General features: G+C 74.6%; 25 protein-coding genes. 12 read left to right on the forward strand and 13 right to left on the reverse strand.

What is annotated here, in order from left to right; genetic code table 11:
• Nucleotides 1-142: 142 nt before the first annotated feature.
• The 4 genes from D6B71_RS16200 to ssd are packed head-to-tail and all read right to left on the reverse strand — an operon-like array spanning nt 143 to nt 3,979.
• Complete coding sequence (locus tag D6B71_RS16200; RefSeq protein ID WP_240641476.1) at nt 143-877, reverse strand: type II secretion system F family protein; 735 nt, start codon at nt 875-877, stop codon at nt 143-145.
• Nucleotides 874-1,647: a type II secretion system F family protein gene (locus tag D6B71_RS16205; protein WP_121256975.1), complete on the reverse strand. Its 774-nt coding sequence runs from the start codon at nt 1,645-1,647 to the stop codon at nt 874-876. The genes D6B71_RS16200 and D6B71_RS16205 overlap by 4 nt, the downstream gene beginning before the upstream one ends.
• Nucleotides 1,644-2,834, reverse strand: a complete 1,191-nt coding sequence (locus D6B71_RS16210) for a TadA family conjugal transfer-associated ATPase (protein ID WP_240641479.1) — start codon at nt 2,832-2,834, stop codon at nt 1,644-1,646. The genes D6B71_RS16205 and D6B71_RS16210 overlap by 4 nt, the downstream gene beginning before the upstream one ends.
• An 8-nt stretch (nt 2,835-2,842) precedes the next feature.
• Entirely contained in the window at nt 2,843-3,979 is a 1,137-nt protein-coding gene (gene ssd, locus D6B71_RS16215; RefSeq protein ID WP_121256979.1) for a septum site-determining protein Ssd, read from the reverse strand.
• Nucleotides 3,980-4,113: 134 nt separating this feature from the next.
• Here ssd and D6B71_RS16220 point away from each other — a divergent pair, with 134 nt between their 5' ends.
• Nucleotides 4,114-4,914 (forward strand): HAD family hydrolase, encoded by an 801-nt coding sequence (locus D6B71_RS16220; RefSeq protein ID WP_121256981.1) that lies wholly within the window; start codon nt 4,114-4,116, stop codon nt 4,912-4,914.
• Between the two features lie 268 nt (nt 4,915-5,182).
• On the opposite strand, the gene D6B71_RS16225 is transcribed toward D6B71_RS16220, so the two are convergent.
• Complete coding sequence (locus D6B71_RS16225) at nt 5,183-5,953, reverse strand: Fic family protein (RefSeq protein WP_121256983.1); 771 nt, start codon at nt 5,951-5,953, stop codon at nt 5,183-5,185.
• A 59-nt stretch (nt 5,954-6,012) separates the two neighbouring features.
• Here D6B71_RS16225 and D6B71_RS16230 point away from each other — a divergent pair, with 59 nt between their 5' ends.
• The 11 genes from D6B71_RS16230 to D6B71_RS16280 all read left to right on the forward strand — a co-directional run bounded on the left by D6B71_RS16230 (nt 6,013) and on the right by D6B71_RS16280 (nt 14,989).
• Entirely contained in the window at nt 6,013-6,852 is an 840-nt protein-coding gene (locus D6B71_RS16230) for a class I SAM-dependent methyltransferase (RefSeq protein ID WP_121256985.1), read from the forward strand.
• A gap of 90 nt (nt 6,853-6,942) precedes the next feature.
• Nucleotides 6,943-7,734 (forward strand): carbonic anhydrase, encoded by a 792-nt coding sequence (locus D6B71_RS16235; protein WP_164519701.1) that lies wholly within the window; start codon nt 6,943-6,945, stop codon nt 7,732-7,734.
• A 75-nt stretch (nt 7,735-7,809) separates the two neighbouring features.
• On the forward strand, nt 7,810-8,937 hold the full coding sequence (locus D6B71_RS16240) for a sensor histidine kinase (RefSeq protein ID WP_240641481.1): 1,128 nt from the start codon (nt 7,810-7,812) through the stop codon (nt 8,935-8,937).
• On the forward strand, nt 8,934-9,698 hold the full coding sequence (locus tag D6B71_RS16245) for a LytR/AlgR family response regulator transcription factor (RefSeq protein WP_121256990.1): 765 nt from the start codon (nt 8,934-8,936) through the stop codon (nt 9,696-9,698). Before D6B71_RS16240 ends, D6B71_RS16245 begins: the two co-directional genes overlap by 4 nt.
• Nucleotides 9,699-9,793: 95 nt before the next feature.
• Nucleotides 9,794-10,054, forward strand: coding sequence for a DUF485 domain-containing protein (locus D6B71_RS16250; RefSeq protein ID WP_240641483.1), 261 nt, complete (start codon nt 9,794-9,796; stop codon nt 10,052-10,054).
• Complete coding sequence (locus D6B71_RS16255; RefSeq protein ID WP_121256994.1) at nt 10,051-11,574, forward strand: sodium/solute symporter; 1,524 nt, start codon at nt 10,051-10,053, stop codon at nt 11,572-11,574. The genes D6B71_RS16250 and D6B71_RS16255 overlap by 4 nt, the downstream gene beginning before the upstream one ends.
• Nucleotides 11,575-11,590: 16 nt before the next feature.
• Nucleotides 11,591-11,896 (forward strand): WXG100 family type VII secretion target, encoded by a 306-nt coding sequence (locus tag D6B71_RS16260; RefSeq protein WP_121256996.1) that lies wholly within the window; start codon nt 11,591-11,593, stop codon nt 11,894-11,896.
• Nucleotides 11,893-12,636 carry a hypothetical protein gene (locus tag D6B71_RS22880; RefSeq protein ID WP_164519702.1) on the forward strand — a complete coding sequence of 248 codons (744 nt, stop codon included), beginning with the start codon at nt 11,893-11,895 and terminating at the stop codon, nt 12,634-12,636. The genes D6B71_RS16260 and D6B71_RS22880 overlap by 4 nt, the downstream gene beginning before the upstream one ends.
• 33 nt (nt 12,637-12,669) lie before the next feature.
• A complete protein-coding gene (locus D6B71_RS16270; RefSeq protein ID WP_121257000.1) occupies nt 12,670-13,035 on the forward strand; it encodes a DUF6188 family protein in 366 nt (121 codons plus the stop codon).
• Between the two features lie 104 nt (nt 13,036-13,139).
• Complete coding sequence (locus D6B71_RS16275; protein WP_126688297.1) at nt 13,140-13,358, forward strand: hypothetical protein; 219 nt, start codon at nt 13,140-13,142, stop codon at nt 13,356-13,358.
• A 245-nt stretch (nt 13,359-13,603) separates the two neighbouring features.
• Nucleotides 13,604-14,989: an NAD-dependent malic enzyme gene (locus tag D6B71_RS16280; RefSeq protein WP_121257003.1), complete on the forward strand. Its 1,386-nt coding sequence runs from the start codon at nt 13,604-13,606 to the stop codon at nt 14,987-14,989.
• Nucleotides 14,990-15,004: 15 nt separating this feature from the next.
• On the opposite strand, the gene D6B71_RS16285 is transcribed toward D6B71_RS16280, so the two are convergent.
• The 8 genes from D6B71_RS16285 to D6B71_RS16320 all read right to left on the reverse strand — a co-directional run bounded on the left by D6B71_RS16285 (nt 15,005) and on the right by D6B71_RS16320 (nt 24,582).
• On the reverse strand, nt 15,005-15,526 hold the full coding sequence (locus D6B71_RS16285; protein ID WP_121257005.1) for a 2'-5' RNA ligase family protein: 522 nt from the start codon (nt 15,524-15,526) through the stop codon (nt 15,005-15,007).
• 68 nt (nt 15,527-15,594) lie between these two features.
• The gene (locus tag D6B71_RS16290) at nt 15,595-16,008 is read right to left on the reverse strand and encodes a globin domain-containing protein (RefSeq protein ID WP_121257147.1); all 414 of its coding nucleotides are present in this window, start codon (nt 16,006-16,008) and stop codon (nt 15,595-15,597) included.
• A gap of 112 nt (nt 16,009-16,120) precedes the next feature.
• Complete coding sequence (locus tag D6B71_RS16295; RefSeq protein ID WP_121257006.1) at nt 16,121-16,789, reverse strand: sirohydrochlorin chelatase; 669 nt, start codon at nt 16,787-16,789, stop codon at nt 16,121-16,123.
• Nucleotides 16,786-17,967, reverse strand: a complete 1,182-nt coding sequence (locus tag D6B71_RS16300; RefSeq protein ID WP_240641486.1) for a uroporphyrinogen-III synthase — start codon at nt 17,965-17,967, stop codon at nt 16,786-16,788. The genes D6B71_RS16295 and D6B71_RS16300 overlap by 4 nt, the downstream gene beginning before the upstream one ends.
• Nucleotides 17,968-18,429 (reverse strand): nitrite reductase small subunit NirD, encoded by a 462-nt coding sequence (gene nirD, locus D6B71_RS16305; RefSeq protein WP_121257007.1) that lies wholly within the window; start codon nt 18,427-18,429, stop codon nt 17,968-17,970.
• Entirely contained in the window at nt 18,426-21,002 is a 2,577-nt protein-coding gene (gene nirB / locus D6B71_RS16310) for a nitrite reductase large subunit NirB (RefSeq protein ID WP_121257151.1), read from the reverse strand. The genes nirD and nirB overlap by 4 nt, the downstream gene beginning before the upstream one ends.
• Nucleotides 21,002-22,468: an FAD-dependent oxidoreductase gene (locus D6B71_RS16315; RefSeq protein WP_121257009.1), complete on the reverse strand. Its 1,467-nt coding sequence runs from the start codon at nt 22,466-22,468 to the stop codon at nt 21,002-21,004. Before D6B71_RS16315 ends, nirB begins: the two co-directional genes overlap by 1 nt.
• Nucleotides 22,465-24,582 carry a molybdopterin oxidoreductase family protein gene (locus tag D6B71_RS16320; RefSeq protein ID WP_121257011.1) on the reverse strand — a complete coding sequence of 706 codons (2,118 nt, stop codon included), beginning with the start codon at nt 24,580-24,582 and terminating at the stop codon, nt 22,465-22,467. Before D6B71_RS16320 ends, D6B71_RS16315 begins: the two co-directional genes overlap by 4 nt.
• Between the last annotated feature and the right edge of the window lie 6 nt (nt 24,583-24,588).

A 24,588-nucleotide genomic window follows, 5' to 3' on the forward strand; every position in this document is an offset into this window, starting at 1 on the left:
GAGCGATCCTCCTGGTTCGGGCCACGGGCTGCGGCCGACTGCGCTCGAGCCTGCGCCGGACCGCCCGGCGGTGGCAGGGCAGCCGAAGGCGGCTGTGCACAACCCTGCCCGGCGGGGCAGTGTGGAGAGGCTCAGCCCCGGCTCAACCGCCGAGGCTCCCGGCCAGCCCGGCGACCAGCGGGACGATGCCCAGCAGCAGGAACGCCGGGAGCAGGCACAGCCCCAGCGGCACCGCAGCCTTGACGCCCACGGCCCGGGCTCGGTCCTCGACGCCGGCCCGGGCATGGCGGGCGAGGTCGTCGGCCAACCGGTCGACGGTCGCGGTCACCGGCGCACCCGTGGCCTGCGCCCTGGCCAGCGCCCGGCCGAGCGGGGCCAGCCCCGGCTCGGCGGCCAGCGACTCCCACACCCGCACCGGATCGACCCCCAACGCCAGCCGCGCCGCGCTGGCCGCGAGCAGGTCGGCCGCAGGGCCGGGCAGGGCCACGGCCACCGCGTGCACCGCCTCTCCCGGCGCGGCGCCGGCGCGCAGGGCCGCCGCGAGCAGCCGCACCACATGTGGCAGGTCGGCGGCGACGCGCTCCCGGCGCCGCCGGACCTCGGGCGGCTCGGCGCGACCGACGACCACCCAGACCGCGACAGCCAGCGCCGCCCCTGCCAGCAGCCCGGCGGTTCCGCCCACGAACGAGGCGCCGGCCACGCCGCCGAGGCCCGCCCAGCACCACCGCAGCCGATGCAACAGCCCGTCGGCGGCGACCGGGCGGGCCCGCGGCACCGGCCGATCGGTCCACCGCCGCACGACCGGTGGTGCGGGCAGCGCGAGGGCCACGGCCACGGCGGCCGACGCCCCGGCGGCCCAGGCGAGCACCGCGCTCACCCCGGCCGGTCCACGCCGCGAGCCAGCGCCTCGATCCAGGCCAGGCCGGCGACCCCGAAGGCCAGCCCCGCGGCCAGGCATGCCAGGCCCACCGGGTGTCCGAGCAGGAAGGCCCAGGGGTCGCCGCCCGAACCCGACCCCATCGTCAGCGCCGCGACCGGCAGTGCCGCGACCAGGCGGGCCGTCGCCCGGGCCGAGGCGAGCTCGGCGTCGACCACCCGCCGGGTGGCCGCGGCAGCCCTCAGGTCGTCGGCGACACCGCGGATCGTCTGCCCGAGACCCTGACCGGTGCGCTGCGACACCTGCCACGCGGCCGCGACGACCCGCAGGTCGTGGGCACCGGGTGCCGCGGCGAGCGAGCGGAGCGCAGCGGGCACGTCGGAGCCGACCGCGAACGCGGCCGCCGCCGGCGTCAGCGCCGACCAGCCCTCGGCGGCCCGGGAGAGCGCCGCGCCCGGTGGACGCCCGGCCGCCAGCTCGGCCGCCAGCTCCTCACACGACTCGAGGACCCGGGCCGACGTGGCCGCCGCACGGAGCCGGGCCCGTCGCTGCCGCACGAGCAGCAGGCCGGACGCCGCAGCCGCCCCCAGCACCCCGGCGAGCAGCAACAGCCGGGCCGACCCACCCACGGCAGCCATCGCCAGCACCGGAGCGGCCGCGACCAGCACCGGCGCCCGCACCGAGCGCCCCGACCCCGACCGGAGCACCGGCGCCGGCGGCACCAGGAGCCACCCGGCCAGGGCCGCGCAGGCAGCCGCGAGAGCGATCACGCCCCCTCCTCGCCACACAGGAGCCGGTCGAGACGGTCCAGGCCCGGGCCGGGGTGGACCCGGCCGTCGGCTCCGAAGGTCGCCGCCGGGTCGATGCGCACCAGCCCGTCGGGCTCGCGGACCGGCACCCCGACCTGCGCGAGACGACGACGCCCGTCGCGCCCGCGAGCCAGGTGCACGACGACGTCGACCGCCGCCGCGAGCTGACTGTGCGCGGCGGCCCGCCCGAGTCCGGCCGCCAGCGCCAGGGCCTCGACCCGGGCCGGGACGTCGGCGGCGGAGTTGGCGTGGAGGGTGCCGCAGCCGCCCTCGTGACCGGTGTTCATCGCCGCCATCAGGTCGACCACCTCGGCTCCGCGCACCTCGCCGACCACCAGCCGGTCGGGACGCATCCGCAGCGCCTGCCGCACCAGGGTGCGGACGTCGACCGCGCCGGCCCCCTCGAGGTTGGCCGGACGAGCCTCGAGGGCGACCACGTGGGGATGGCTCGGTCGCAGCTCGGAGCTGTCCTCGACCAGGACCAGGCGCTCCTGGGGCGCCACCAGCGAGAGCAGCGCGGCGAGCAGGGTCGTCTTGCCGGTGCCGGTGCCCCCGGTCACCAGGAACGCCAGGCGGCGCTCGACCACTCCCTTGAGCAGTTCGGCCCCCCGCGAGGTCAGTCCTCCGGCGGCGACGAGGTCGTCGAGCGTGAACACCGTGCGGTGCGGCACCCGCAGCGAGAGCAGCGTGCCGGGCCGGGCCAGCGGAGCGAGCACGGCGTGCAGCCGCGACCCGTCGGGGAGGCGGACGTCGACATAGGGGCTGGCGTCGTCGAGCCGGCGCCCGGCCAGCGCCGCGAGCCGCTGGGCCAGCCGACGCACCGCGTCGTCGTCGCTGAACCCCGCCGCGGCCGGCTCGAGGCCCTCGCCGCGGTCGAGGAACACCTGGTCGGCTCCGTTGACGAGCACGTCGGTCACGCCGGGCAGCCGCAGCAGCGGCTCCAGCGGGCCCGCCCCCAGCACGTCGCGGCGCAGGGCCTCGTGGACCGCGAGCACCTCGGTGTCGGCCACGGGGCGTCCGGTGGCGCGCAGCGCCTCGGCCACCCGGTGCGGGGTCAGGTCGCCGGGGTGGCTGGCCAGCCGGTCGCGCACCTGGTCCAGGACACTCCGCGGCAGACCCTCGACGGGCCGGGGAGCCGGCCCGCTCACCGGACCACTCATGCCGCGACGGGCCCGAGCCCGGCGAGCACGGTGGCCGCCGCACGGGCGAGCGGGCCTCTGCGGGATCGCACCGGCCCCAACCCCAGGTCGAGCGCCTCAGCGAGGCCGCGTTGGTCGGGCATCGTCGCGGCGACCGGCAGCCCGGTCACCGCGGCGACCTCGTGCTCGGCGACCCCGCGGCCACGCAGCACCAGCCTGGCGCCCGGGGCGTCGCCGAGCCGAGAGGACAGCCTCGCCGCGGACGCGACCCCGACCAGCGTCGGCGCGACGACGACCAGCAGCGCGTCGCAGCGGTCGACCACCTCACGCACCAGGGGATCGGGTGATCTCGGCAGGTCGACGACCACCACGTCGTGGCCGCGTCGCGCCGCGGCCAGGGTGTCGCGCGCCGCGACCGTGGACAGCGTGGACGCCGCGCCGGCCTGGAAGGTGAGCACCCCGAGCGAACCGCGCCGCGGCAGGGCTTCGCGCAGCGAGCGGGCGCTGACCCGGCCGGTCGCATGGTGCAAGGCGTCCCAGCGGATGCCGTCGAGGTCCTCCAGGCCGAGCATCCGGTCGAGGCCGGGGCCCCACGGGTCGGCGTCCACGACGAGCGTCGCACCCTCGCGGGCCGCCACCTGGCCCAGCGCGCAGGCGAAGGTCGAGGCGCCGGCCCCACCCGAGCCGCCCACCACACCGACCATCCGGCCCGGTCTTCGCAGGTCGTCGTCGAGGTCGGTGAGCCGCTCGGAGAGCCACACCGTGGACCCGGGCAGGTCGACGATGCTCTCGGCCCCGACCTCCAGCGCGTGTCGGAACGTCTCTTGCGGCACCGGGGCCCAGCCGACCACGAACACCCCGGACCGTCGGGCCGGGGCCAGGGCGCCGACCTCACCGGCGAGGTCGGCGCCGACCAGCACCAGCGGCGCCGACGCCCACGGCCGGAGCGCGGCACCACCGTCGGACACCAGCTCGGGAGTCACCCCGGCCGCGGCGGCCAGCCGGAGCAGCTCGTCGAGCAGCGACTCGTCGCGAGTGACGACCAGGGGAGCCCCGGCGGGGCCCGGCCGGAGCCGGGCCCGCGCCGACGGCTCGGGTTGCTCGCCGGACTGCGGGCCGGGCCGGGGGGCGGAGACGGAGGAGGTACGGGCCATGGACCGACCGTGCCCGGCCACCCGGCACGCAGGGAAGGAGCCGGCCGGGTCGCCTGTGGAGAGGCCGCGGCACACCGTCGCTGTGGAAGAGCGGTGGAACGACGTCGCTACGGCGCGGCCCCTACCATGAGGCCATGGCGCCCCGCCCCACCGCGGCCTTCTTCGACCTGGACAAGACGATCATCGCCAAGTCCAGCACGCTGGCCTTCAGCAAGCCCTTCCAGGCCGGGGGGCTGATCTCGCGGCGGGCGGTGCTGCGCTCGGCGTACGCCCAGTTCGTCTACCTCGTCGGCGGCGCCGACCACGACCAGATGGAGAAGATGCGGCAGTTCATGTCGCAGCTGTGCGCCGGCTGGGACGTCGCCACGGTCCGCGAGATCGTCGCCGAGACCCTCCACCACATCGTCGACCCGCTGGTCTACGACGAGGCGGTCTCGCTGATCGAGGAGCACCGGCTGGCCGGGCGCGACGTCGTCATCGTCTCCGCCTCCGGCGCCGAGGTGGTCGAGCCGATCGGGGAGATGCTCGGTGCCGACCACGTGATCGCCACCCAGATGGAGATCGAGGACGACAAGTACACCGGCGGCATCGCCTACTACGCCTACGCCGAGGAGAAGGCCCGGGCGATCCGGGAGCTGGCCCAGCTGCGCGGCTACGACCTCGACGACTGCTACGCCTACAGCGACTCCTCCACCGACGTCCCGATGCTCGAGGAGGTCGGCCACCCGTTCGCGGTCAACCCCGACCGCGAGCTGCGCAAGGCCGCCGCGGCCCGCGGCTGGCCGGTCCTGGTCTTCACCAAGCCGGTCGCCCTGCGCAGCCGGGTGCCGATGCCGCCGGCCCGGCCGACCCTCGCCGCGCTTGCGGTCGGTGGCGTCGTCGCCGTCGGCGGCGTGGTGTGGGCGAACGTGCGCCGACGCCGGGTCGAGGCCTGAGAAGACACGCCCGGGCCGCTTCGTGCGAAGGGGTTGAACCCGGGCCGAAACGGGCGTACAACAGGGGTACGACAACTTCAGACGCGCACGTGAATCGGGTACCCACGCGGCGATCCACCCATCAGCTGGGCGCGAGCCACACGGGAACTCCCCGGGGCAGCAGACGAGATGCACGCTTGGTAACCAGCGGTTCACGTGTCAGCGGCGGCACTCGAATCCCACCGACTCGAGTGCCGCTCGCTTGTCTGCACCTCTTCGGCGCGACTCCCTACTCCGCGGCCCGTCGCAGCGGGCTCGCCTCGGCCCCGGCCGCGTACGCCTCCGCCGCGTACAGCACCCACGCGTGCACCCCGGCCCGACCGCCGCTCGCGTAGCCGCGCAGGTTCGACTCGTACGCCGCGCGCAGGGCGAGGTGCCCGGCCTCCGGCACGACCAGCGACTTCTCGTCGACCCCGCGGGCCACCAGCACGAGCCGCTCGGCCGCGCGAGCGACGATGCCGTTGTGCGAGCCGAACGGAGCGATGGTGTGCAGCTCGGCGTGCACGATCGCGGCGACCAGCAGCGCCGGGGCGGTGGTCCGGGCGGTCAGCAGCGACCCGAGGCCGCGCAGCCGCTCCGCCGCCTCGGCGTCCCGCGGGCGGCCGAGCCGCTCCTCGGGCAGCCGTCCGGTGGCGGCCACCGTGTGCAGCCGGGCCAGCGCCTGGAGTGGCGCGGAGTCCAGCAGCGGTACCAGGGAGAGCAGCACCGTCGAGAGCCGCACCGCGTCGGCGGCGATCTCGTCGCCGCTCCCGTCGCGCACCTCGGCCAGGGTGGAGCCCGAGCCCTCCAGCACCGCGCTGGCGTGGGCGCCGCGCAGCAGCGACTCGGCGGTGGTCTCGGGGGAGGTGCGCCGCAGCCCCCGGTCGCGGAGCATCACGTCGATGCCGTCGCGGACGGCCGCGTAGGCCGACGGCACCCCCTCGAGGGCGGTCAGCCGGGCCAACGGGTCGACGGCGCCCCGACCGTTTTCTGGACCGGTCTGGGTGTCGGGGCCGCTCATGGAGGGCAAGGCTACGAGCCTCCCCCGCTGGGCACTCGTGGCGGGTAGCCTCGGGCACGATGAGCGAGCAGCATCCCGTCCCAGCGCGCGCGTTCGGCGCGGTCGCCGACGCCTACGACCGCGGCCGCCCCTCCTATCCGGCCGAGGCCGCGGCATGGCTGACCGGGCGCAGCCCGCTGACCGTCCTCGAGCTGGGCGCCGGCACCGGCAAGCTGACCCGCTCGCTCGTCGAGCTCGGCCACGACGTGCACGCCACCGACCCCGACCCCGCCATGCTCGAGATCCTCACCCGCGACCTGCCCGGGGTGCGCACCTCGGTGTCGTCGGCGGAGGACATCCCCGCTGGTGACCGCTCCTTCGACGTGGTCGTCGCCGCCCAGTCGTTCCACTGGTTCGACCACGCTCGCGCGTTGCCCGAGATCGCCCGGGTGCTGAAGCCCGGCGGCGCGCTGTCGCTGGTCTGGAACCAGCGCGACACCCGCATCCCGTGGGTCCGCCGGCTCGGCGCCGTCGTCGGTCAGCAGGACCTTCGCGACGATCCGGCGGAACCGCTGGTCGTCTCCGGGCTGTTCGGGTTCGTCGAGGACGCCTCGTTCCGCACCTGGCAGACCGTCACCCGCGACACCATCGCCGACCTGGCCCTCTCGCGCAGCCACGTCGCGGTCCTCGACGAAGAGGGGCGGGCCGACGTGCTGGCCCGCACCGTGCAGTTCTACGACGAGTACGGCCGCGGCATGGACGGCATGCAGCTGCCCTACCTGGTGCGCTGCTACCGGGCCCGGGTCGTCGACCTGCCGGAGCCGGAGGGTCTCCAGATCGAGCGGCAGCGGCCACACGACCCGGCCATCGAGCCCCCGACCGACGGCGACTCCGGGCTGCTGCTCATCGACTTCCGCTGAGCCGGCATCCAGGCTGACCGGTCCGCACCACCAGCGGCGTTTCCCTCGGGTCCGCTGCCCGGGGCCCGGCCGGCCACTAGCGTCACGGGGGTGCCCCGCCGACTCTCCTGCCTCGTCGTCGCGCTCGTCCTCGCCGCCGCCGGCTGCGGCGGCTCGGGGGACGCCGGCGAGGCGGCGCCGGAACCCGCCGGGCACGAGGACTCCCCCGCCCACTGGGACTACGCCGACCCGGCCGCCTGGGGCGAGCTCGACCCGGCGTACGCCGCGTGCGCCAGCGGGCGCGCCCAGTCGCCGGTCGACCTCACCGGCACCGAACCGGTGACGCTGCCCGACCCGGCGCTCGACTACCCGGCCTCGGCCGTCGAGGTCCTCGACAACGGTCACACCTATCAGGTGACGCCGATGGCCGACGGGGCCGCGACGATGCGGTTCGAGGGGCGCACCTGGCAGCTGTTGCAGTGGCACGTGCACACCCCCAGCGAGCACCTGGTCGACGGGGAGCCGGCTGCCGCCGAGATCCACCTGGTGCACCAGGAGGCGGGCGGCGACCTGGCGGTGCTGGGGGTCCTGGTCGAGGAGGGTGCGGCCTCCGCGGCGGTGCAGCCGGTGCTCGACGCCCTGCCCACCGCCGAAGGGGACACCAGCTCCGTCACCGACCCGGTGCGGCTGCGGGGTCTGCTGCCTCGGGCCCTGGGCACGGTCCGTTACGCCGGGTCGCTGACCACCCCGCCGTGCACCGAGGGGGTGCGGTGGCTGGTCGCCACCGAGCCGGTGACCTGGTCGGCCCAGCAGGTGGCGGCGGTGACCGACCGGTTCGCCGGCAACGCCCGGCCCGCGCAGCCCGGGAACGGCCGGAGCCTGGAGCACGACCACGCAGGGTGAGCGGGGCCGATCGGCCGCATCCTCGACATCGGGGGCGGCGCGTGGTTGGGTCCGCGGCATGGAGGGAGGTGTGCGGTGAGCCCGCTGTGGTGGCGGCAGCGCCGGCGTACCCATCTGGGCAGTGAGGCCGAGCGGGCGACGTTCCGCACCTTGCACACTGCCTCGCTGGCGGCGCCCTCGCTGAGGTCGGGGCTGACCCGCGAGAGCGCCGAGCGCTCGATCCGCCACCTGCGCGCGCTGCTGGGCACGCCCGCGATGGCGCTCACCGACACCGAGACCGCGCTGGCGTGGGACGGCACCGGACAGCACCACGCGCCGGCGGCCGGCCGGCTGGCCGCGCTGACGCTGGACCGCGGCGGTACCCGGGTCTTCGACCGCGACGACCTGCCGTGCGCGGTGGCCGGCTGCCCGGTGCGGTCGGCGATCGCCTCGCCGTTGCTGGTCGAGGAGCGCATCGTCGGCACCCTGCAGGTCTTCACCCCTTCGCCCACCGCCGGACTGGCGCGCGCCTCCGACGAGGTCGCGCGGTGGATCTCCGGCCAGCTGGAGCTGGCCGAGCTCGACGCCTCCCGCACCCGGCTGATGGAGGCGGAGGTCCGGGCGCTGCGGGCCCAGATCAGCCCGCACTTCATCTACAACTCCCTGGGCGCGATCGCCTCGTTCGTGCGCACCGACCCCGACCGGGCCAGGGAGCTGCTGCTGGAGTTCGCCGACTTCACCCGCTACTCGTTCCGCCGGCACGGGGAGTACACGACGCTGGCCGAGGAGCTGCGCTCGGTCGAGCGCTACCTGCTGCTCGAGCAGGCCCGGTTCGGCGATCGGCTGCGCGTGATGCTCAGCATCGCCCCCGAGGTGCTGCCGGTCGCCGTACCCTTCCTGTGCATCCAGCCGCTCGTCGAGAACGCCGTCCGGCACGGCCTCGAGGCGGCGGAGGGTGGCGGCCGGATCCGCATCGTCGCCCTCGACCGAGGGCAGGAGTGCGTGATCGAGGTGGAGGACGACGGCGCGGGCGAGGACCCCGAGAAGGTGCGCCGTGCGCTCGCGGGCGACACCGAGCTCGACTCGGTCGGCCTGGGCAACGTCGACGCCCGGCTGCGCAACGCTTTCGGCGACGACTACGGCCTCGTCGTCGAGACCGCCCCCGGCGCGGGCACTAAGGTCGTGGTCAGGGTGCCGAAGTTCGCTGCGGGGGTGCACACGTGAACGGCTCGGTCGGCAGTGCCGCCGGCGGTGTGGTCAGCGGCCTGAAGGTGCTGGTCATCGACGACGAGAGGCCCGCGCTCGACGAGCTGTCGTGGCTGCTGGGCCGCGACCCGCGGATCGGCGACGTGCTCACCTGCGACTCGGCCACCGAGGCGCTGCGGGTGTTGCACGAGATCGATGTCGACGCGGTCTTCCTCGACATCCAGATGCCCGGGCTCACCGGGCTCGAGCTGGCGCAGGTGCTCTCGCGGTTCCGGCATCCGCCGCCGATCGTCTTCGTCACCGCCCACGAGGCGCACGCCGTGGAGGCGTTCGAGCTGCAGGCGGTCGACTACGTGCTCAAGCCGGTGCGCGCGGACCGCCTCGCCGAGGCGGTACGCCGGGTGGTCGACGGCGGCGACCGGGCGGCGGTCTCCCATGACACCCAGATCCCGGTGGAGCTGGGCGGCGTCACCCGGTTCGTGAACCGCTCCGACATCACCCACGTCGAGGCGCAGGGCGACTACGCGCGGCTGCACACCCCGTCGGGCTCGCACCTGCTGCGCACGCCGCTGTCGACGCTCGAGGAGGAGTGGGGTCCGGCCGGGTTCGTGCGCATCCACCGGTCGCTGCTGGTGTCGCTGGCGCACGTGGTGGAGGTGCGGATGGACGCCGGCCGGTGCACGGTCGTGGTCGGGCCGCACCGCACCGAGCTGGGCGTCAGCCGGCGGCACACCCGGCAACTGCGCGAGCTGCTGCTGCGCCGGGCCGGCGACTCGTGAGGGAGCGGGTCCGGGTCACCGGTCCGTCCCGGCGCACTCCGCCGGCGGCTCGGTCCGGGGACATCGACGCCGAGACCCGGCTCGGGGGGGTCTACATGGGATCGCTGCTGCGCGAGCAGCTGCGGCTGGCGATCCGAGTGTTGCTGGCCCTGACGCTGGGGCTGGGATCGCTGCCGTTGCTGTTCCACCTGGCCCCGGAGGTGACCGACTGGCGGCTCTTCGGCGTCCCCCTTCCCTGGCTGGTGCTCGGGGTCGCGGTCTATCCGTTCCTGCTGGCGCTGGGGTGGTACTACGTGCGGCGCGCCGAGCGCAACGAGCAGCACTTCGCCGAGCTGCTCGAAGGTGGTGAGCGGTGAGCGCCGGCGACGCGGCCCCGGGCATCGTCGCGATCGTCCTGGTCACGTTGGCCACCTTGCTGATCGGCACGTGGGGGCTGCGGTTCTCCCGGACCACCAGCGACTTCCTGGTGGCCTCACGCACGGTGGCGCCGCGGCTGAACGCCTCGGCAATCGGTGGCGAGTACCTCTCGGCGGCGTCGTTCCTGGGTGTGGCGGGGTTGGTGCTGACCTTCGGCGCCGACATGCTCTGGTACCCGATCGGCTGGACCGCCGGCTATCTCGTGCTGCTGGTGCTGGTGGCGGCGCCGCTGCGGCGTTCGGGCGCCTACACGCTGCCGGACTTCGCCGAGGCCAGGCTGGGGTCGCGGGCGGTGCGGGCGGTGTGTTCGCTGCTGGTCGTGGCGATCGGCTGGCTCTACCTGCTGCCGCAGTTCCAGGGTGCGGGGTTGACGCTGCGCTCGGCGATCGGTGCGCCGACCTGGGTGGGGCCCGTGATCGTCGGGCTGGTGGTGCTGGTCAACACGGCGTCCGGCGGGATGCGCAGCATCACGTTCGTGCAGGCCTTCCAGTACTGGCTGAAGCTGACGGCGCTGCTGATCCCGGCGGCGGTGCTCGTGGCGATCTGGCTGGGCGACGGCTCCCCGGGCACGGGCTCGGCGGGCGCCGCCGGCGACTGGTCGGTGCCGCTGGCTCCGGCCGGGGGCCAGGGGCTCTACGTCACCTACTCGCTGATCCTGGCGACGTTCCTGGGCACGATGGGGCTGCCGCACGTGGTGGTGCGCTTCTACACCAACCCCGACGGTGCGGGGGCGCGCCGCACGACGCTGGTGGTGCTCGCCCTGCTCGGCGCGTTCTACCTGCTGCCGCCGATCTACGGCGCGCTGGGGCGGGTGTACGCCGCGGAGCTGGCCGCCTCGGGCCGCACCGACGTGCTGGTGCTCGAGCTGCCCAGGCTGATGGTCGGCGGCATCACCGGCGACGTGCTCACCGGGCTGGTGACCGCGGGCGCGTTCGCGGCCTTCCTGTCGACCTCGTCGGGCCTGGTGATCGCGGTCGCCGGGGTTCTCAGCCAGGACGTGACCGGCCGCGCCTTCGGAGGCCGTCGGCTCGACGGCATCACCGCGTTCCGGGTGGGGGCGGTGCTGGCGGTGCTACTGCCGTGCCTGGTGGCCGTGAGCGCCCCCCACGTCGGGGTGGCGAAGACCGTCGGGCTGGCGTTCGCGGTGGCGGCGTCCACTTTCTGCCCGCTGCTGCTGCTCGGCATCTGGTGGCGGCGACTGACCGACGCCGGCGCGGTGGCCGGCCTGGCGGTCGGCGGGCTCGGGTCGGGCGTCGCGGCCGGGATCACCCTCGCCTGGTCCGGCGACCACGGCTGGGCCGGGGTGTTGGTGGAGCAGCCGGCCGCGTGGAGCGTGCCGCTGGCGTTGACCACGATGGTGGTGGTCAGCCTGATGACGGCCCGGCGGGTGCCGCCGCACACCGGCCGGTTCATGGTGCGGCTGCACACCCCCGAGACGCTGGAGCTCGGCCGGGGCTGACGTCGGGTGAGCCGCAGTGGGTGATGTGGGCCGGTTTCAGATCGACAGCGACGAACTGGACGCGGTCATCGCCGACCTGGAGCGTTGTGAGCGCAACCTCGCGGCCTTGACCGATCGGATCGAGGGCCAGATGCGGCAGCTCCACGAGGTGTGGGAGGGCCTTGCCGCGGACGCCCAGGCCGAGGCTCAACGCGAGTGGGACGACGGGATGCGGGCGATGCGTCAGGCGCTCGCCGACCTTCGCGCTGCCGCCCGTCAGGCCCACGACAACTACACAAGCGCCGCCACCACGAACCTGAAGATGTGGGAGCAGCTGCGGTGAGGATTGACGTCGAGGGCGGCGGGTACGACTCGGCCAGCGAGGCGCTCTACAGCGGCAACCGTCTCGCCGCACTCTCCTACGACACGCTCACCGCAGACTTGGCCGGGTACGCCGGCATGGCCGGCGACGACAGCACCTCGATCGAGTTCGCCGAGCAGTACGACGAGGCCGCGGCCGAGGTCGTCGGCGCCATCGACGATCTCGTCGACGCCCTTGCCACCGTGGGCATGCTGACCGCCGCCTCCATCGAGAACCATCGCAGAGCCAACGCTGCATCGGTCTACAACAGGCCACGGCCGATGTACGACAGCCCCGCCGCCCGCGCGGGCGACGGGCCGGTGGACGTTCCGGCGTACACCCCACCCAGCGCCCTCGGCGGCAACCCGAGCGACACCCCGGACTTCTGGGACGAGATCGTCACGCACCTGGAGGGCTTCGCCTGGCCCAATGCGGACACCGCACGACTTCGTGAGGCCAGCACGACCTGGGCGAACGCGGAGCGGAGCCTCGATCGCCTGCCCAGCTACGTCGACACGGCCCTCGGGCTGCTGGCCGGCCAGCGCAGTCCCGAGATCCCGGTGGCAGAGGATGCGCTCAAGGACCTCAAGCAGGTATGCCGCGACCTCGCCGACGCGTGCGGCGACCTCTCTTCCTCGTGCATACAACGAGCACGGACAGCCCATCGGACTGGACGGGAAGCCCGGCCCGAACTCCCACACGCACATCCCGCGCAACCCTGACGGCACGTATCCCATACCGGAAGGCTGGAACCCATGACGCCCACGTTGGTCGGCCAGACGCTGGCCCGGGTCGAGCTCTCCTACTATCTCGACCTCATCACCGAGGAGGGCGCGGTGCTGCGCATGGAGGACGAGTACGCCCTCAGTGTCGGCGACCAACGGTGGAGCACCGCGAACGGCGATCAGGAGCAGATCGCGGCTCAGCTGCAGACGCTCATCGGGCTCCCCATCACGGAGTTCGAGCCCACACCCGACGGTGGGCTGGTCTGCGTGGTGCGCGACGCCCGGGTCACCGCCGCACCATCGGCAGCGTTCGAGTCCTGGTCGCTTGTGGGGCCCAGCAAGGAGCGGATCGTCTCTGGCCCCGGCGGCGAGCTCACCGTGTGGAGCATCGATTGACCGACCCCAGTTCGAGCTTCGAGTCCTTCACCCATGACCGGGCTGGGGCAGCACAGTTGCGCCGGGGCCTCGAGGTCCTTGCCAGACAGTACGCTGGCACACCCTTGGGCCGACGGATCGAGCAGACGCTCCAGGGGACGCTCGACATGCGTGCCTTGGCCGACGACCCCCAGTTCCACGAGCTCACCATGGGCGCAACGCGCCGCTACGTCGACCAACGCCAGGCAATGTCGCCGCAGGAGCGCCGCGCCGCCGACGAGGAGGTCCGGTCTCTCGAGAAACTGGTCGAGGATGACTCCGAGCCCGGCTCCTCGCGAAGCTAGGTTCTTCACCGGCAGGCTGGTGCGCTCCCAACGGCTGAACGCCGCGCGCCTCCCGTGGGGCGGGCCGGCGCCGAGCCCGGGTTGGGGCGCGCAGACCGACTGAGCTGGACTTCGCCCGCCGACCCCGCGTCGAGGAGAGACTTGGCGGCAAGGGCGAGGACCGGCGCTACGCTCGGCCGGCACCTGCCTGAGCTCGGCCCGGCGCCTCGGCGCCGGAGCGGCACCTACCCGACCGAAGGGGCGTCATGGCCACTCCCAGTCCCGGCTACTCGATCACCGTCCGGATGGAGGTGCCCTCGTCGTCACGGGCCACCGGAGACGTGGTCGCCGCGGTGACCGGAGCGGGAGGCTCGGTGACCGCCCTCGACGTGGCCGAGTCCGTCGCGGACCGACTCGTCGTCGACGTCACCTGCGACGCCTCGGACCTCGACCACGCCGACGTGATCACCGAGGCCCTCAACCGCGTGGACGGGGCGACGGTCCGGAACGTCAGCGACCGCACCTTCCTGCTGCACCTCGGCGGCAAGCTCGAGGTCGTGCCGAAGGTGCCGCTCAAGCACCGCGACGACCTCTCGCGCGCCTACACGCCGGGAGTCGCCAGGGTGTGCCTGGCCATCGCCAAGAACCCGGAGGACGCCCGCCGGCTCACGATCAAGCGCAACACGGTCGCCGTGGTGACCGACGGCTCGGCCGTCCTGGGGCTCGGCAACCTGGGCCCCGCAGCGGCGCTGCCGGTCATGGAGGGCAAGGCGGCGCTCTTCAAGCAGTTCGCCGGGGTCGACGCGTGGCCGGTCTGCCTCGACACCCAGGACACCGAGAAGATCATCGAGATCGTCAAGGCGATCGCTCCCGGCTACGGCGGCATCAACCTCGAGGACATCGCCGCGCCCCGCTGCTTCGAGATCGAGGCGCGGCTGCGTGCGGAGCTGGACATCCCGGTCTTCCACGACGACCAGCACGGTACGGCGATCGTGGTGCTCGCCGCCCTCACCAACGCCCTGCGGGTCGTGGGCAAGAAGCTGAGCGAGGTGCGCATCGTCGTCAGCGGAGTGGGGGCGGCCGGGCACGCGATCATCGAGCTGCTGCACGCCCAGGGCGCGCGGGACATCGTGGCGTGTGGCCGCAGCGGCTCGGTGCACCGAGGGCAGGAGAACCTCGACCCCGCGCGGCAGTGGATCGCCGACCACACCAACCAGGACTGCTACGCCGGCCCGCTCGAGCAGGCCATGACCGGAGCGGACGTCTTCATCGGCGTGTCGGCGCCGAACCTGCTCACCGGCGACGACATCGCCACGATGGCCGACGACGCGATCGTCTTCGCGCTGGCCAACCCCGACCCGGAGGTCGACCCGGTCGCCGCCGGGCAGCACGCGGCAGTGGTCGCGACCGGCCGCTCCGACTACCCCAACCAGATCAACAACGTGCTGGCCTTCCCGGGGTTCTTCCGCGGGATGCTCGACGCCGGCACCCACGACATCACCCAGGAGGTGATGCTCGCGGCCGCGTCCGCGATCGCCGACGCAGTCTCGCCCTCGGAGCTCAACGCCAGCTACATCGTGCCCTCGGTCTTCGACGCCCGCGTCGCGCCCGCGGTGGCCGACGCCGTGCGTGAGGCCGCGACCCCGGGCTGATCGGCGGGGGCGGGCTCAGCCCAACGGGGCGTGGGCCAGGCAGGCCCAGGTGCCGGGAGCCTGGCTGCCGGCCCACACCTGCACCGCGTCGACCCGGCCGCGCACCGGCAGGCCCGCCCGCACGGCGGCCTCGGCCCGGAGCAGCTCGGCGAGCTCGGCGTCGTGGCCGACGGTCAGGTGCGGAACGACCTCCTCGAACGCGCCGCCGTAGGGCGGGTGCTCGGGGAAGGCGTCGCTGAGCACCGCCGTGAGCTCCTCGAACGGAGCCGACGGCTCCGGGGCCAGCCACAGCACGCTGTCGCCGAACCACTCCGAGCGCTCGAAGGCGACGTCGAAGCGCGGCACGGCCTCGACCGCGCGGGCGACCCGGGTGAGCACGTCCTGGTCGATGGCCGCCGGCGGCACGAACGGATACAGCACGGTGACGTGCGCCGGCACCCCCCACGAGGACGCCCGGTCGTGACGGGCCCGGTGTGCGGCGACCGTGCGCTCCGCCCCGGGGATCGGGACGATGACCGCACTCAGGGTCGACTGCACGTGGATAACGATATCGACACGGCGCTCGGCACGCGGGCGAACGGGCGCGCGGTGACCCAGCAGACTGCTCAGCCGGCGGCCGCCTCCGCCGGATAGCCCGCCAGCATCAGCCCGGCCACGGCCCCCAGTGCCTCCGCCCAGGCCATGCTCATCTGCGGTGTCCAGGCGTCCCCGCCCAGCTCGGCCATGGCGGCGAGCATGCACTCGGCCACCGCGTCGTACATCGGTGCGGTGACGCCGTACGCCGCGTGCTTGGCGCCGAGCCGGCCGAGCGTGTCGGAGAGCCAGTCGGCGTCCTCCAGGTGCTCGAGCACCGCGACGATCGCGCTGCGCAGCATGGCGGCCTGCGGCCCGGTGTCGGCGCCGAACATCGGCCGCACCTGGGGATACCGCTCGAAGAGGATCGCGTAGAAGCGCGGCGTCAGCGAGGCGTCGGCGCCGTCGACGAGGGTGAGGCTGGTCTCGAGAAGGTGCTTGTCCATGCCTCGACCCTCGGTCGCGCCGGTGACGCCGGAAGCACCCTCGTGTCCCGGGTCGGTGAACTTGTGCTCACACGGGTCGGCGCGATGGCGTGAGCGCGCGTTCACACCCTCGTCACGCGAGGAGCGAGCGGGCCCTGCGCACCACCAGGTCGACCACCAGCGGGTGCGGCCCCAGCACCTCGGCGACCATGGCGGCGCCCGCGGCCAGCGCGCCGTCGCGGCAGCGCTCGGCGAAGAACCCGTCCGCCAGCAGGTACGGCGACACCGCGTCGCCGGCGCGCACGACCTGCGCGGGGCGCTCCCCCAGGCCGCTCAGCGTGGCCAGCCGGACCTCGCCGCCCCAGGCCTCGGCGAGCATCGAGGCGGCCGCCCGCAGGTCGTCGGTGGCCAGCGGGTCGCTGGAGCCGGCCGCGACCAGCACCAGCGGCTGCCCCGGACGCGCGCCGGCCTGCACCAGCCGCGCGACCTGGGCCTGGGCCAACAGCGGGTCGGGCCCGAGCGAGGGGCCGAGCGTGACCGGACCGCCGGCCCCGGCGACGGCGGCCGGCAGGTCGGTGCGCAGGTGGAAGCCGGTCGAGAGCAGCAGCGGCACCGCCACGGTCGGGGCGGAGGACCCGGCGAGCACGTCGGCGAAGAGCGGCTCGCTCAACTCGACGTACGAGCAGACCGCCGCCATCCCGAGGCTCTCCCCGGCGGCGGCGGTCACCTGGCGGGCGACCTCGTTGCCGGCGGCCAGCCGGGTGCCGTGGGCGACGGTGACCAGCCGGGTCTCGGCGGTCACACCGTCACCGCGAGCCGGTAGCCGCGCTTGACCACCGTCTGCACCACGCGGGTGCCGAGCGCGGCGCGCAGCCGGGCCACGGCCATCTCGACGGCGTGCTCGGAGCCGGCGGTGCCACTGGGCAGCGCCGCGAGCAGCTCGCGCCGCGAGACGACGGTGCCGGGGTTGACCAGCAGCGCCTGGAGGACCGCGAGCGGAGCCGGCGACAACCTGACCTCGACGCCGTCGAGCAGCACGGTGCCGTCGGGCCCGTCGAGGCCGCCGTGCAGCAGCAGCACGTGGCCGGCGACCTCGACCTGGATGCCGCGGCCGCGCGAGGGCAGCTCGGTCTCGAGCAGCTTGACCATCGCCGCGAGCCGCGAGCGCTCGGGGAAGACGGTCGGCACCCCCCACAGCTCGAAGGCCGCGGAGGTCACCGGCCCGACACAGGCCGCGACCACGTCGGCCTGGAAGGCGGTGACCACCTCGTCGCGGCGGCCGACCACCCCGGCGGCCTCCATCAGCGCGGCGACCGCGGGCGCGGAGGTGAAGGTGACCGCGTCGAGGTGCCGGTCGGCGATCAGGTCGATCATCGCGAACATCGGCTCGGGGTCGTCGGCCGAGGCGACCCGATAGACGGTGACCGTGGTGACGTCGGCGCCCTGGCGACGGAGCGCGTGGGCCACCATCGACAGCGACTGGCCGTGCTCCTGGACGACGATCCGGCGACCCTGCAGGTCACGGCCGCGCAGGTGCTCGAGCACGTCCTCGAAGCACTCCGACTCCGGCGCCCACAGCTCGCGCAGGCCGCGGCGGCGCAGCGCGCCGACCGACTTCGGCCCGCGGGCCAGGATCTCGGCGGCGCGGATCGCGCCCAGCAGGTCCTCGAGCATCCCCCACGACTCGGCGGCGTCCAGCCAGGCCTTCATGCCGATGCCGGTGGTGGCGACGAACATGTCGACCGGACGGCTGAGCACCTCCTCGGTGGCGGCCCGCAGCGAGGCGTCGTCGACCTGGTTCGGGTCGACCGACAGCGCCGGAGCCCACTCGACGGCGGCGCCGCGCCGCTCCAGCAGCGCGATCTGCTCCTCGACCTTGCGGGCGGCCGTCACCCCGATCCGGTAGCCGGACAGCGGCCCCGGGGTCGGCGTGGCGGGGCCGCCGGGCGGGGTCGCGGGTGCCACCGGCGGGTGCGTCACTCAGCCTCCCTCGTCCGCGGCCTCGGCCGAGGCTCCTTGTGCTGCTCCATCGGTGTGCTCGCGAAGCGGCCCCACGAGGACCGTTCCGTCGGCCACGCGCACGGCGTAGGCCGGGACCCGGACCGTCGCGTCGTCGAGGCACTGCCCGGTGCGCAGGTCGAAGGCCTGCTTGTGCATCGGGGACGCCACGAACGGTCGCTCCTCGCCGGCCCCGTTGCCGGCCCCGCCCTTGGTGCCCACGATGCCACGGGACAGCACCGACGCCCGGGCATACGGATCGTAGTTGCTCAGCGCGAACACGCGGTCGTCGTGGGTGCGGAACACCGCCACCGCCTCTCCCCGGACCAGCACCGCCGCCCCGCCCTCGACCTCGAGGTCGTGGAGCCGGCACACCGGCTCCCAGGTGCGGGCGTCCTCCGGCGCGCCGAGCAGGTCCACCGCGGTCGCCTCGCCCGCGCTCATCGGGCCACCCCCGAGCCGACGGGGGCACCCACACCGATGGTGGTGCCGAGCACCACCGGACCGTCGGGCTCCGCGGGTCGCACCTGGTCGCGCTCGGTGGTGAAGCTGATGTGCGGGTCGGGCACGTCGGGGGCGTTGAGGAACGAGACGAACCGGGCCAGCTTGTCGGGGTCGTCGAGGGTGGCCTTCCACTCGTCGAAGTAGGTGTCGACGTGGCGGGCCATCGCCTCCTCCAGCTCCGTCCCGAGCCCCAGCGCGTCGTCGACGACGACCTCGCGCACCCGGTCCAGGCCGCCGTCGAGACTGTCCACCCAGGCGGCGGTGCGCTGCAGCCGGTCCGCGGTGCGGATGTAGTACATGAGGAACCGGTCCAGATAGCGCACCAGGGTCTCGGTGTCGAGGTCGCCGGCCAGCAGCCGGGCGTGCGCAGGGTTCGCGCCGCCGTTGCCGGCGACGTAGAGGTTCCAGCCCTTCTCGGTGGCGATCACCCCGAAGTCCTTCGCGCGGGCCTCGGCGCACTCGCGGGCACAGCCGGAGACGCCGCCCTTGAGCTTGTGCGGCGACCGCAGCCCCCGGTAGCGCAGCTCGAGGTCGATCGCCAGCTGCACGGAGTCCTGCACGCCGTAGCGGCACCAGGTGGAGCCGACGCAGGACTTCACGGTACGCAGCGACTTGCCGTAGGCGTGCCCGGACTCGAAGCCGGCGTCGACCAGCCGCCGCCAGATCGCCGGCAGCTGCTCGACCCGGGCACCGAACAGGTCGATCCGCTGACCGCCGGTGATCTTGGTGTAGAGGTCGAAGTCGCGGGCCACCTCGCCGATCACGATCAGCTTCTCCGGGGTGATCTCGCCGCCGGGGATCCGCGGGACGACCGAGTAGGTGCCGTTCTTCTGGATGTTGGCCAGGAACGCGTCGTTGGTGTCCTGCAGCGTGCGGGTGTCCTTGTCGAGCACGTGCCCGTTCAGCTGGCTGGCCAGGATCGAGGCGACCGCCGGCTTGCAGATGTCGCAGCCGCGGCCGCGGCCGTGTCCGGCGACGATGTCGTCGAAGCGGGTGTAGCCGTGCACGGCGACGACCTCGAACAGCTCCTGCCGGGTCAGCGGGAAGTGCTCGCACAGGCTCTTGTCGACGACCTTGCCGACCGCGGCGAAGTGGTCCTCGACCAGCTTCTTCACCACGGGCTTGCACGACCCGCAGGTGCTGCCGGCGCGGGAGCACTTCGTGACGCAGGCCGCGTCGGCGCAGGGCTCGTCGTCACGGGCGACCCGGTCGAGGATGTCGCCCTTGGTGACGTTGTTGCAGGAGCAGACCACCGCCTCGTCGGGCATCGCGTCGGTCGCCGAGCCTGCCGAGGCCCGGGCGGCGGGCAGGATCAGCCCCTCGGGGTTCTCCGGCAGCTCGATGCCGCTGCTCACCATCGGCCGGAGCAGGCCGTACGCCGAGGCGTCGCCGACCAGCACGCCGCCGAGCAGGCGCTTGCCGTCGTCGCTGACCACGAGCTTCTTGTAGACCCCGGCGACGGCGTCGGCGAAGACCAGCTCGAGGGCGCCCTCGGTGGCGGCGAACGCGTCACCGAAGCTGGCGACGTCGACGCCGAGCAGCTTCAGCTTCGTCGACATGTCGGCGCCGGTGAAGGCGCCGGGGCCGCCGAGCAGGGCGTCGACGACGACCTCGGCCATCGTGTAGCCGGGGGCGACCAGGCCGTACATCCGCCCGGCCGGCGCGGCGCACTCGCCGATCGCCCACACGTGCCGGTCGCTGGAGCGGCACTGCTCGTCGACCAGGACGCCGCCGCGCTCGGCGACCTCGAGCCCGGCGGTGCGGGCCAGCTGGTCGCGCGGGCGGATGCCGGCCGAGAACACGACGACCTCGGCCTCGACCGGGTCCGCGTCCTTCAGTTCCAGCCCCGCCGCGCGGCCGTCGCGCTCGACGACGGCGCTGGTCATCGCCCCCGTGTGCACGGTGAGTCCCAGGCTCTCGATGTGCCGGCGCAGCGTGGCACCGCCGGCGTCGTCGACCTGCACCGCCATCAGCCGGGGCGCCATCTCGACCACGTGGGTCTCGAGGCCGAGCTGGGCCAACGCGTTGGCCGCCTCGAGCCCGAGCAGGCCCCCGCCGACGACCGCCCCGACCCTGGCCGAACCGGCGGCCTCGCGGATCGCCTCGAGGTCCTCGATCGTGCGGTAGACGAAGCAGCCCGGCAGGTCGTGGCCCGGCACCGGCGGCACGAACGGCGCCGCCCCGGTGGCCAGCACCAGCTCGTCGTAGGCGAGCTCGGAGCCGTCGGAGAGCGAGACCGTGCGGGCGTCGCGGTCCAGCCCGACGGCCTCGACACCGGTCACCAGCCGCACCCGCGGGTCGTCGTACTCGCCCTCGGGCAGCAGGGAGAGCGCGTCGGCGCCGACCTCGAAGAACGAGGTGAGCGCGACCCGGTCGTAGGCCGGTCGCGGCTCGGCACCGACCACCACCACGTCGTAGGTCTCGGTCAGGCCGCGTTCGATCGCGGCCTGGGTGAACCGGTGGCCGACCATGCCGTGGCCGACGACGACGAGCGTCTTGCGCAGATGTGCCATCACGAGGGTGAACCTTTCGCAGGGACGAGCGAGGGGCGGGTGGCGAGCAGTTGGCGGACCGAGGCGGCGCAGCCGCCGCAGCCGGTGGTGGCCCGGGTGCGGTCGCGCACCTCCTCGAGGGAGGAGCAGGCGCGGATGGCGCCCGCAGCGACCCCGGCGCAGGCGCAGACCTCCGCGTCGTCGGGGAGGGCCGCGGGCCGGGTGGGCCGGTCGGCCATCAGCAGCGCACCGGGCTCTCCCGGCCCGAGCACGCTGCCGCGGTCGTAGTACTGGGTGATCAGGCCGATCCGGGAGAGGTCGCCGACGAGGGTGGCCGCGACGATGCGGCCCTCGTGCACCACGAGCTGGCGGTGCGAGCCGGCGAGCGGGTTGGTGACCTCGACGACCTGGCCCTCGGCGTGCTCGGGGTCGCCGAGGACGGCGACGTCGAGGTCGCTGGCGCGCAGCCGGGCCACCGACCTGGTGCCGGTGTAGCCGGCCTCGCCTCCGGTGAGGTGGACGGCGAGCTCGCCGGCCTGCTCCCAGGCCGGTGGCACGAACCCGCTGGTGCGGCCCTGTGCCAGACCCGGGGGCTCCGCGCAGTCGCCGATCGCGTGCACCCGCTCGTCGTCGACCGAGCGCAGCCGGTCGTCGACGACGACGCCGCGGCGCACGGTGAGGCCGGCGCGGCGGGCCAGCGCGGTGGAGGGCCGACCGCCGGCGGTGAGCACGACCAGGTCGGTGTCGAGGACGTAACCGTTGTCGAGCCGCAGCGCACCGCGCCCCCCTTCCGGCCCGTCGGTCTCACCGAGCCGGACCGCGCGGGCGCCGGTGTAGACGGTGGTGCCGAGCCGGCGCAGCTCGCGCGCGATGACCCCGCCGGCCTGCGGGCCGACCTGGCTGCGCAGCAGGTGCTCGCCGCCCTCGACCAGCTCGGTCCGCACCCCGCGGACGCCGAGGGCGCGGGCCACCTGGAGCCCCAGCAGGCCGCCGCCGACCACGACCGCGCGCCGCTCGGTGGTGACGCCGAGCGCGTCCCACCGGTCGAGCACCGCGCAGAGGCGCCGGCAGTCGTCGAGGCTGCGGAACGCGTGCACCCGCTCGTGCAGCCGGCCGTCCATGCGCACCAGCCCCCGGATCGGAGGCAGCGTGGGGATGCTGCCGGTGGCCAGCACCACCCGGTCGTAGGGCACCCGGTCGCCGTCGGCGAGCAGCACCTCGCGGGCCGCCCGGTCCACGTCGAGCACGCGGACGCCGAGCCGCAGGTCGACGCCGTGGGCGGCGTACCACTCGGCGTCGCGCAGGGTCAGCGTCTCGGCCCGGTGGGTGCCCTCGAGCACCGCGGACAGCAGGATCCGGTTGTAGGGCAGGTGGTCCTCGTCGCCGAGCACCGTGATCGAGCGGGCCCCGGCCGAGACCAGCTGCTCGGCCAGCCGCACCGCCGCCATCCCGGCCCCGATCACGACGACGCGCCCCGGCGACCTCATCGGGCCGCCCCCACGGTCTCGGGGCTCCGGCGCCGGCCCGCCGCCAGCGGCGCGACGGAGGCCGCACAGACCTTGAACTCGGGCATCCGGCTGGCCGGGTCGAGCGCGTCGTTGGTGAGCCGGTTGGCCCCGACCCAGTGGAACGGGACGAACACGGTGTCGGGCCGGATCCAGTCGACCACCCGGGCGGGCGCGGTCAGCGTGCCGCGGCGGGTGGTCACCGTGAGCGGCTCGCCGTCGTAGGCGCCGACGCGGGTCGCGAGCATCGGGTGCAGCTCGACGAACACCCCCTCGTCGGGCAGGTCGCGGACGCGCCGCGTCTGGGCACCGGACTGGTACTGCGCGAGCACCCGGCCGGTGGTCAGGTGCACCGGGAACTCCGGGCAGGGCTGCTCGGCGGCGCCCCGGTGCTCGACGACGTGGCAGCGGGCGCGGCCGTCGGGCGTGGGGAAGGTGTCGGCGAACAGCCGCGGCGTGCCGGGGTGGCTGCGCCCGTCCAGCGGGGCCGGGCACGGCCAGAACACCCCGTGCTCGGCGCGGATGCGCTCGTAGTCGATGCCCGCGTAGTCCGCCGGCCCACCCGCCGACGCCCGGCCCAGCTCGGCGAAGACCTCGGCCGGGTCGGCGCTGAACGGCACCGGCGAGCCCACCCGCGCCGCCAGGTCGGCGATCACCTCCAGCTCGTCGCGCACGCCCTCGGGCGGGGCGACCGCCCGCTCGCGCAGGATCACCCGGCCCTCGAGGTTGGTCATCGTGCCGGTCTCCTCGGCCCACTGGGTCACCGGCAGCACGACGTCGGCCAGGGCGGCGGTCTCCGACATCACCAGGTCCGCCACGACCAGCAGGTCCAGGGCCGCCAGCCGGTCGGCGACGTGGGTGGCGTTGGGCGCGGAGACCGCGATGTTGCTGGCGAAGACCAGCAGCGCGCGGGGCCCGCCGTCGGTGCCCAGCGCGTCGAGCATCTCGTACGCCGAGCGGCCGGGGCCGGGCAGCGACGCGGCGGGAACCCCCCACACGGCGGCCACGTGGTCGCGGGCCGCGGGGTCGTCGATCATCCGGTAGCCGGGCAGCTGGTCGGCCTTCTGGCCGTGCTCGCGGCCGCCCTGGCCGTTGCCCTGCCCGGTGAGGCAGCCGTAGCCGGCGAACGGCCGGCCGGGCAGCCCGAGCGCCAGCGCGAGGTTGATCCAGGCCAGCACCGTGTCGCTGCCCTGGCTGTGCTGCTCGGCGCCGCGAGCGGTCAGCACCATCGCCCGCGGCCGCCGGCCATCGGACCCCGCGAGCAGCCGGGCCAGCGCCCGCAGCTCGTCGGTGGCGACGCCGGTGACCCGCTCGACCCGCTCGGGCCACCAGGCGGCGACCGAGCGGCGTACCTGCTCGAAGCCGTTGGTGCGGGCGGCGACGTACTCCTCGTCGACCGCGCCGATCGCGTCGACCAGGTGCAGCAGTCCGAGCGCGAGGGCCAGGTCGGTGCCGGGCACCGGCTGCAGGAACAGGTCGGCGCGCTCGGCGGTGGGGGTGCGCCGGGGATCGACGACCACGACCGTGCCGCCGCGCTCGCGCAGCCGGTCGAGGTGCCGGGCGGCGGGCGGCATGGTCTCGGCGAGGTTGGAGCCGACCAGCACGACCACGTCGGTCTGCTCGATGTCGGCCAGCGGGAACGGCAGCCCCCGGTCCACGCCGAACGCCCGGTTGCCGGCCGACGCGGCCGACGACATGCACCACCGGCCGTTGTAGTCGATCTGGCTGGTGCCGAGCGCGACCCGGGCGAGCTTGCCGAGCGAGTAGGCCTTCTCGTTGGTGAGCCCGCCGCCGCCGAAGACCCCGACCGCGTCCGGTCCGTGCTGCTCCCGCAGCGCGATGAGCCGCTGCGCGACCAGGTCGAGTGCCTCGTCCCAGCCGGCCGCGCGCAGCTCGCCGGTGGCGCGGTCGCGCACCAGCGGCGTGGTGAGCCGTTCGCGGTGCCCGCGGAGCCCGGTCGCGGTCCAGCCCTTGCGGCACAGCGCGCCCTCGTTGACCGGGAACTCCGGCCACGGCTGCACCTGGAGGGTGCGCCCGCTGCGGGCGAGCGTCATGCCACACTGCAGCGAGCAGTAGGGACAGTGGGTCTGGGTCATCGGGGG

The sequence above is a fragment of the Nocardioides ferulae genome (assembly GCF_003660455.1).
Classification (GTDB): Bacteria; Actinomycetota; Actinomycetes; order Propionibacteriales; family Nocardioidaceae; genus Nocardioides; species Nocardioides ferulae.

What these genes read in the sequence shown, in the direction of transcription:
- ssd (WP_121256979.1), bottom strand. Translation starts at nt 3,979, where the DNA reads ATGGCCCGTACCTCCTCCGTCTCCGCCCCCCGGCCCGGCCCGCAGTCC.
- D6B71_RS16220 (WP_121256981.1), top strand. Translation starts at nt 4,114, where the DNA reads ATGGCGCCCCGCCCCACCGCGGCCTTCTTCGACCTGGACAAGACGATC.
- D6B71_RS16225 (WP_121256983.1), bottom strand. Translation starts at nt 5,953, where the DNA reads ATGAGCGGCCCCGACACCCAGACCGGTCCAGAAAACGGTCGGGGCGCC.
- D6B71_RS16230 (WP_121256985.1), top strand. Translation starts at nt 6,013, where the DNA reads ATGAGCGAGCAGCATCCCGTCCCAGCGCGCGCGTTCGGCGCGGTCGCC.
- D6B71_RS16250 (WP_240641483.1), top strand. Translation starts at nt 9,794, where the DNA reads ATGGGATCGCTGCTGCGCGAGCAGCTGCGGCTGGCGATCCGAGTGTTG.
- D6B71_RS16270 (WP_121257000.1), top strand. Translation starts at nt 12,670, where the DNA reads ATGACGCCCACGTTGGTCGGCCAGACGCTGGCCCGGGTCGAGCTCTCC.
- D6B71_RS16280 (WP_121257003.1), top strand. Translation starts at nt 13,604, where the DNA reads ATGGCCACTCCCAGTCCCGGCTACTCGATCACCGTCCGGATGGAGGTG.
- D6B71_RS16290 (WP_121257147.1), bottom strand. Translation starts at nt 16,008, where the DNA reads ATGGACAAGCACCTTCTCGAGACCAGCCTCACCCTCGTCGACGGCGCC.
- nirD (WP_121257007.1), bottom strand. Translation starts at nt 18,429, where the DNA reads ATGAGCGCGGGCGAGGCGACCGCGGTGGACCTGCTCGGCGCGCCGGAG.
- nirB (WP_121257151.1), bottom strand. Translation starts at nt 21,002, where the DNA reads ATGGCACATCTGCGCAAGACGCTCGTCGTCGTCGGCCACGGCATGGTC.
- D6B71_RS16315 (WP_121257009.1), bottom strand. Translation starts at nt 22,468, where the DNA reads ATGAGGTCGCCGGGGCGCGTCGTCGTGATCGGGGCCGGGATGGCGGCG.
- D6B71_RS16320 (WP_121257011.1), bottom strand. Translation starts at nt 24,582, where the DNA reads ATGACCCAGACCCACTGTCCCTACTGCTCGCTGCAGTGTGGCATGACG.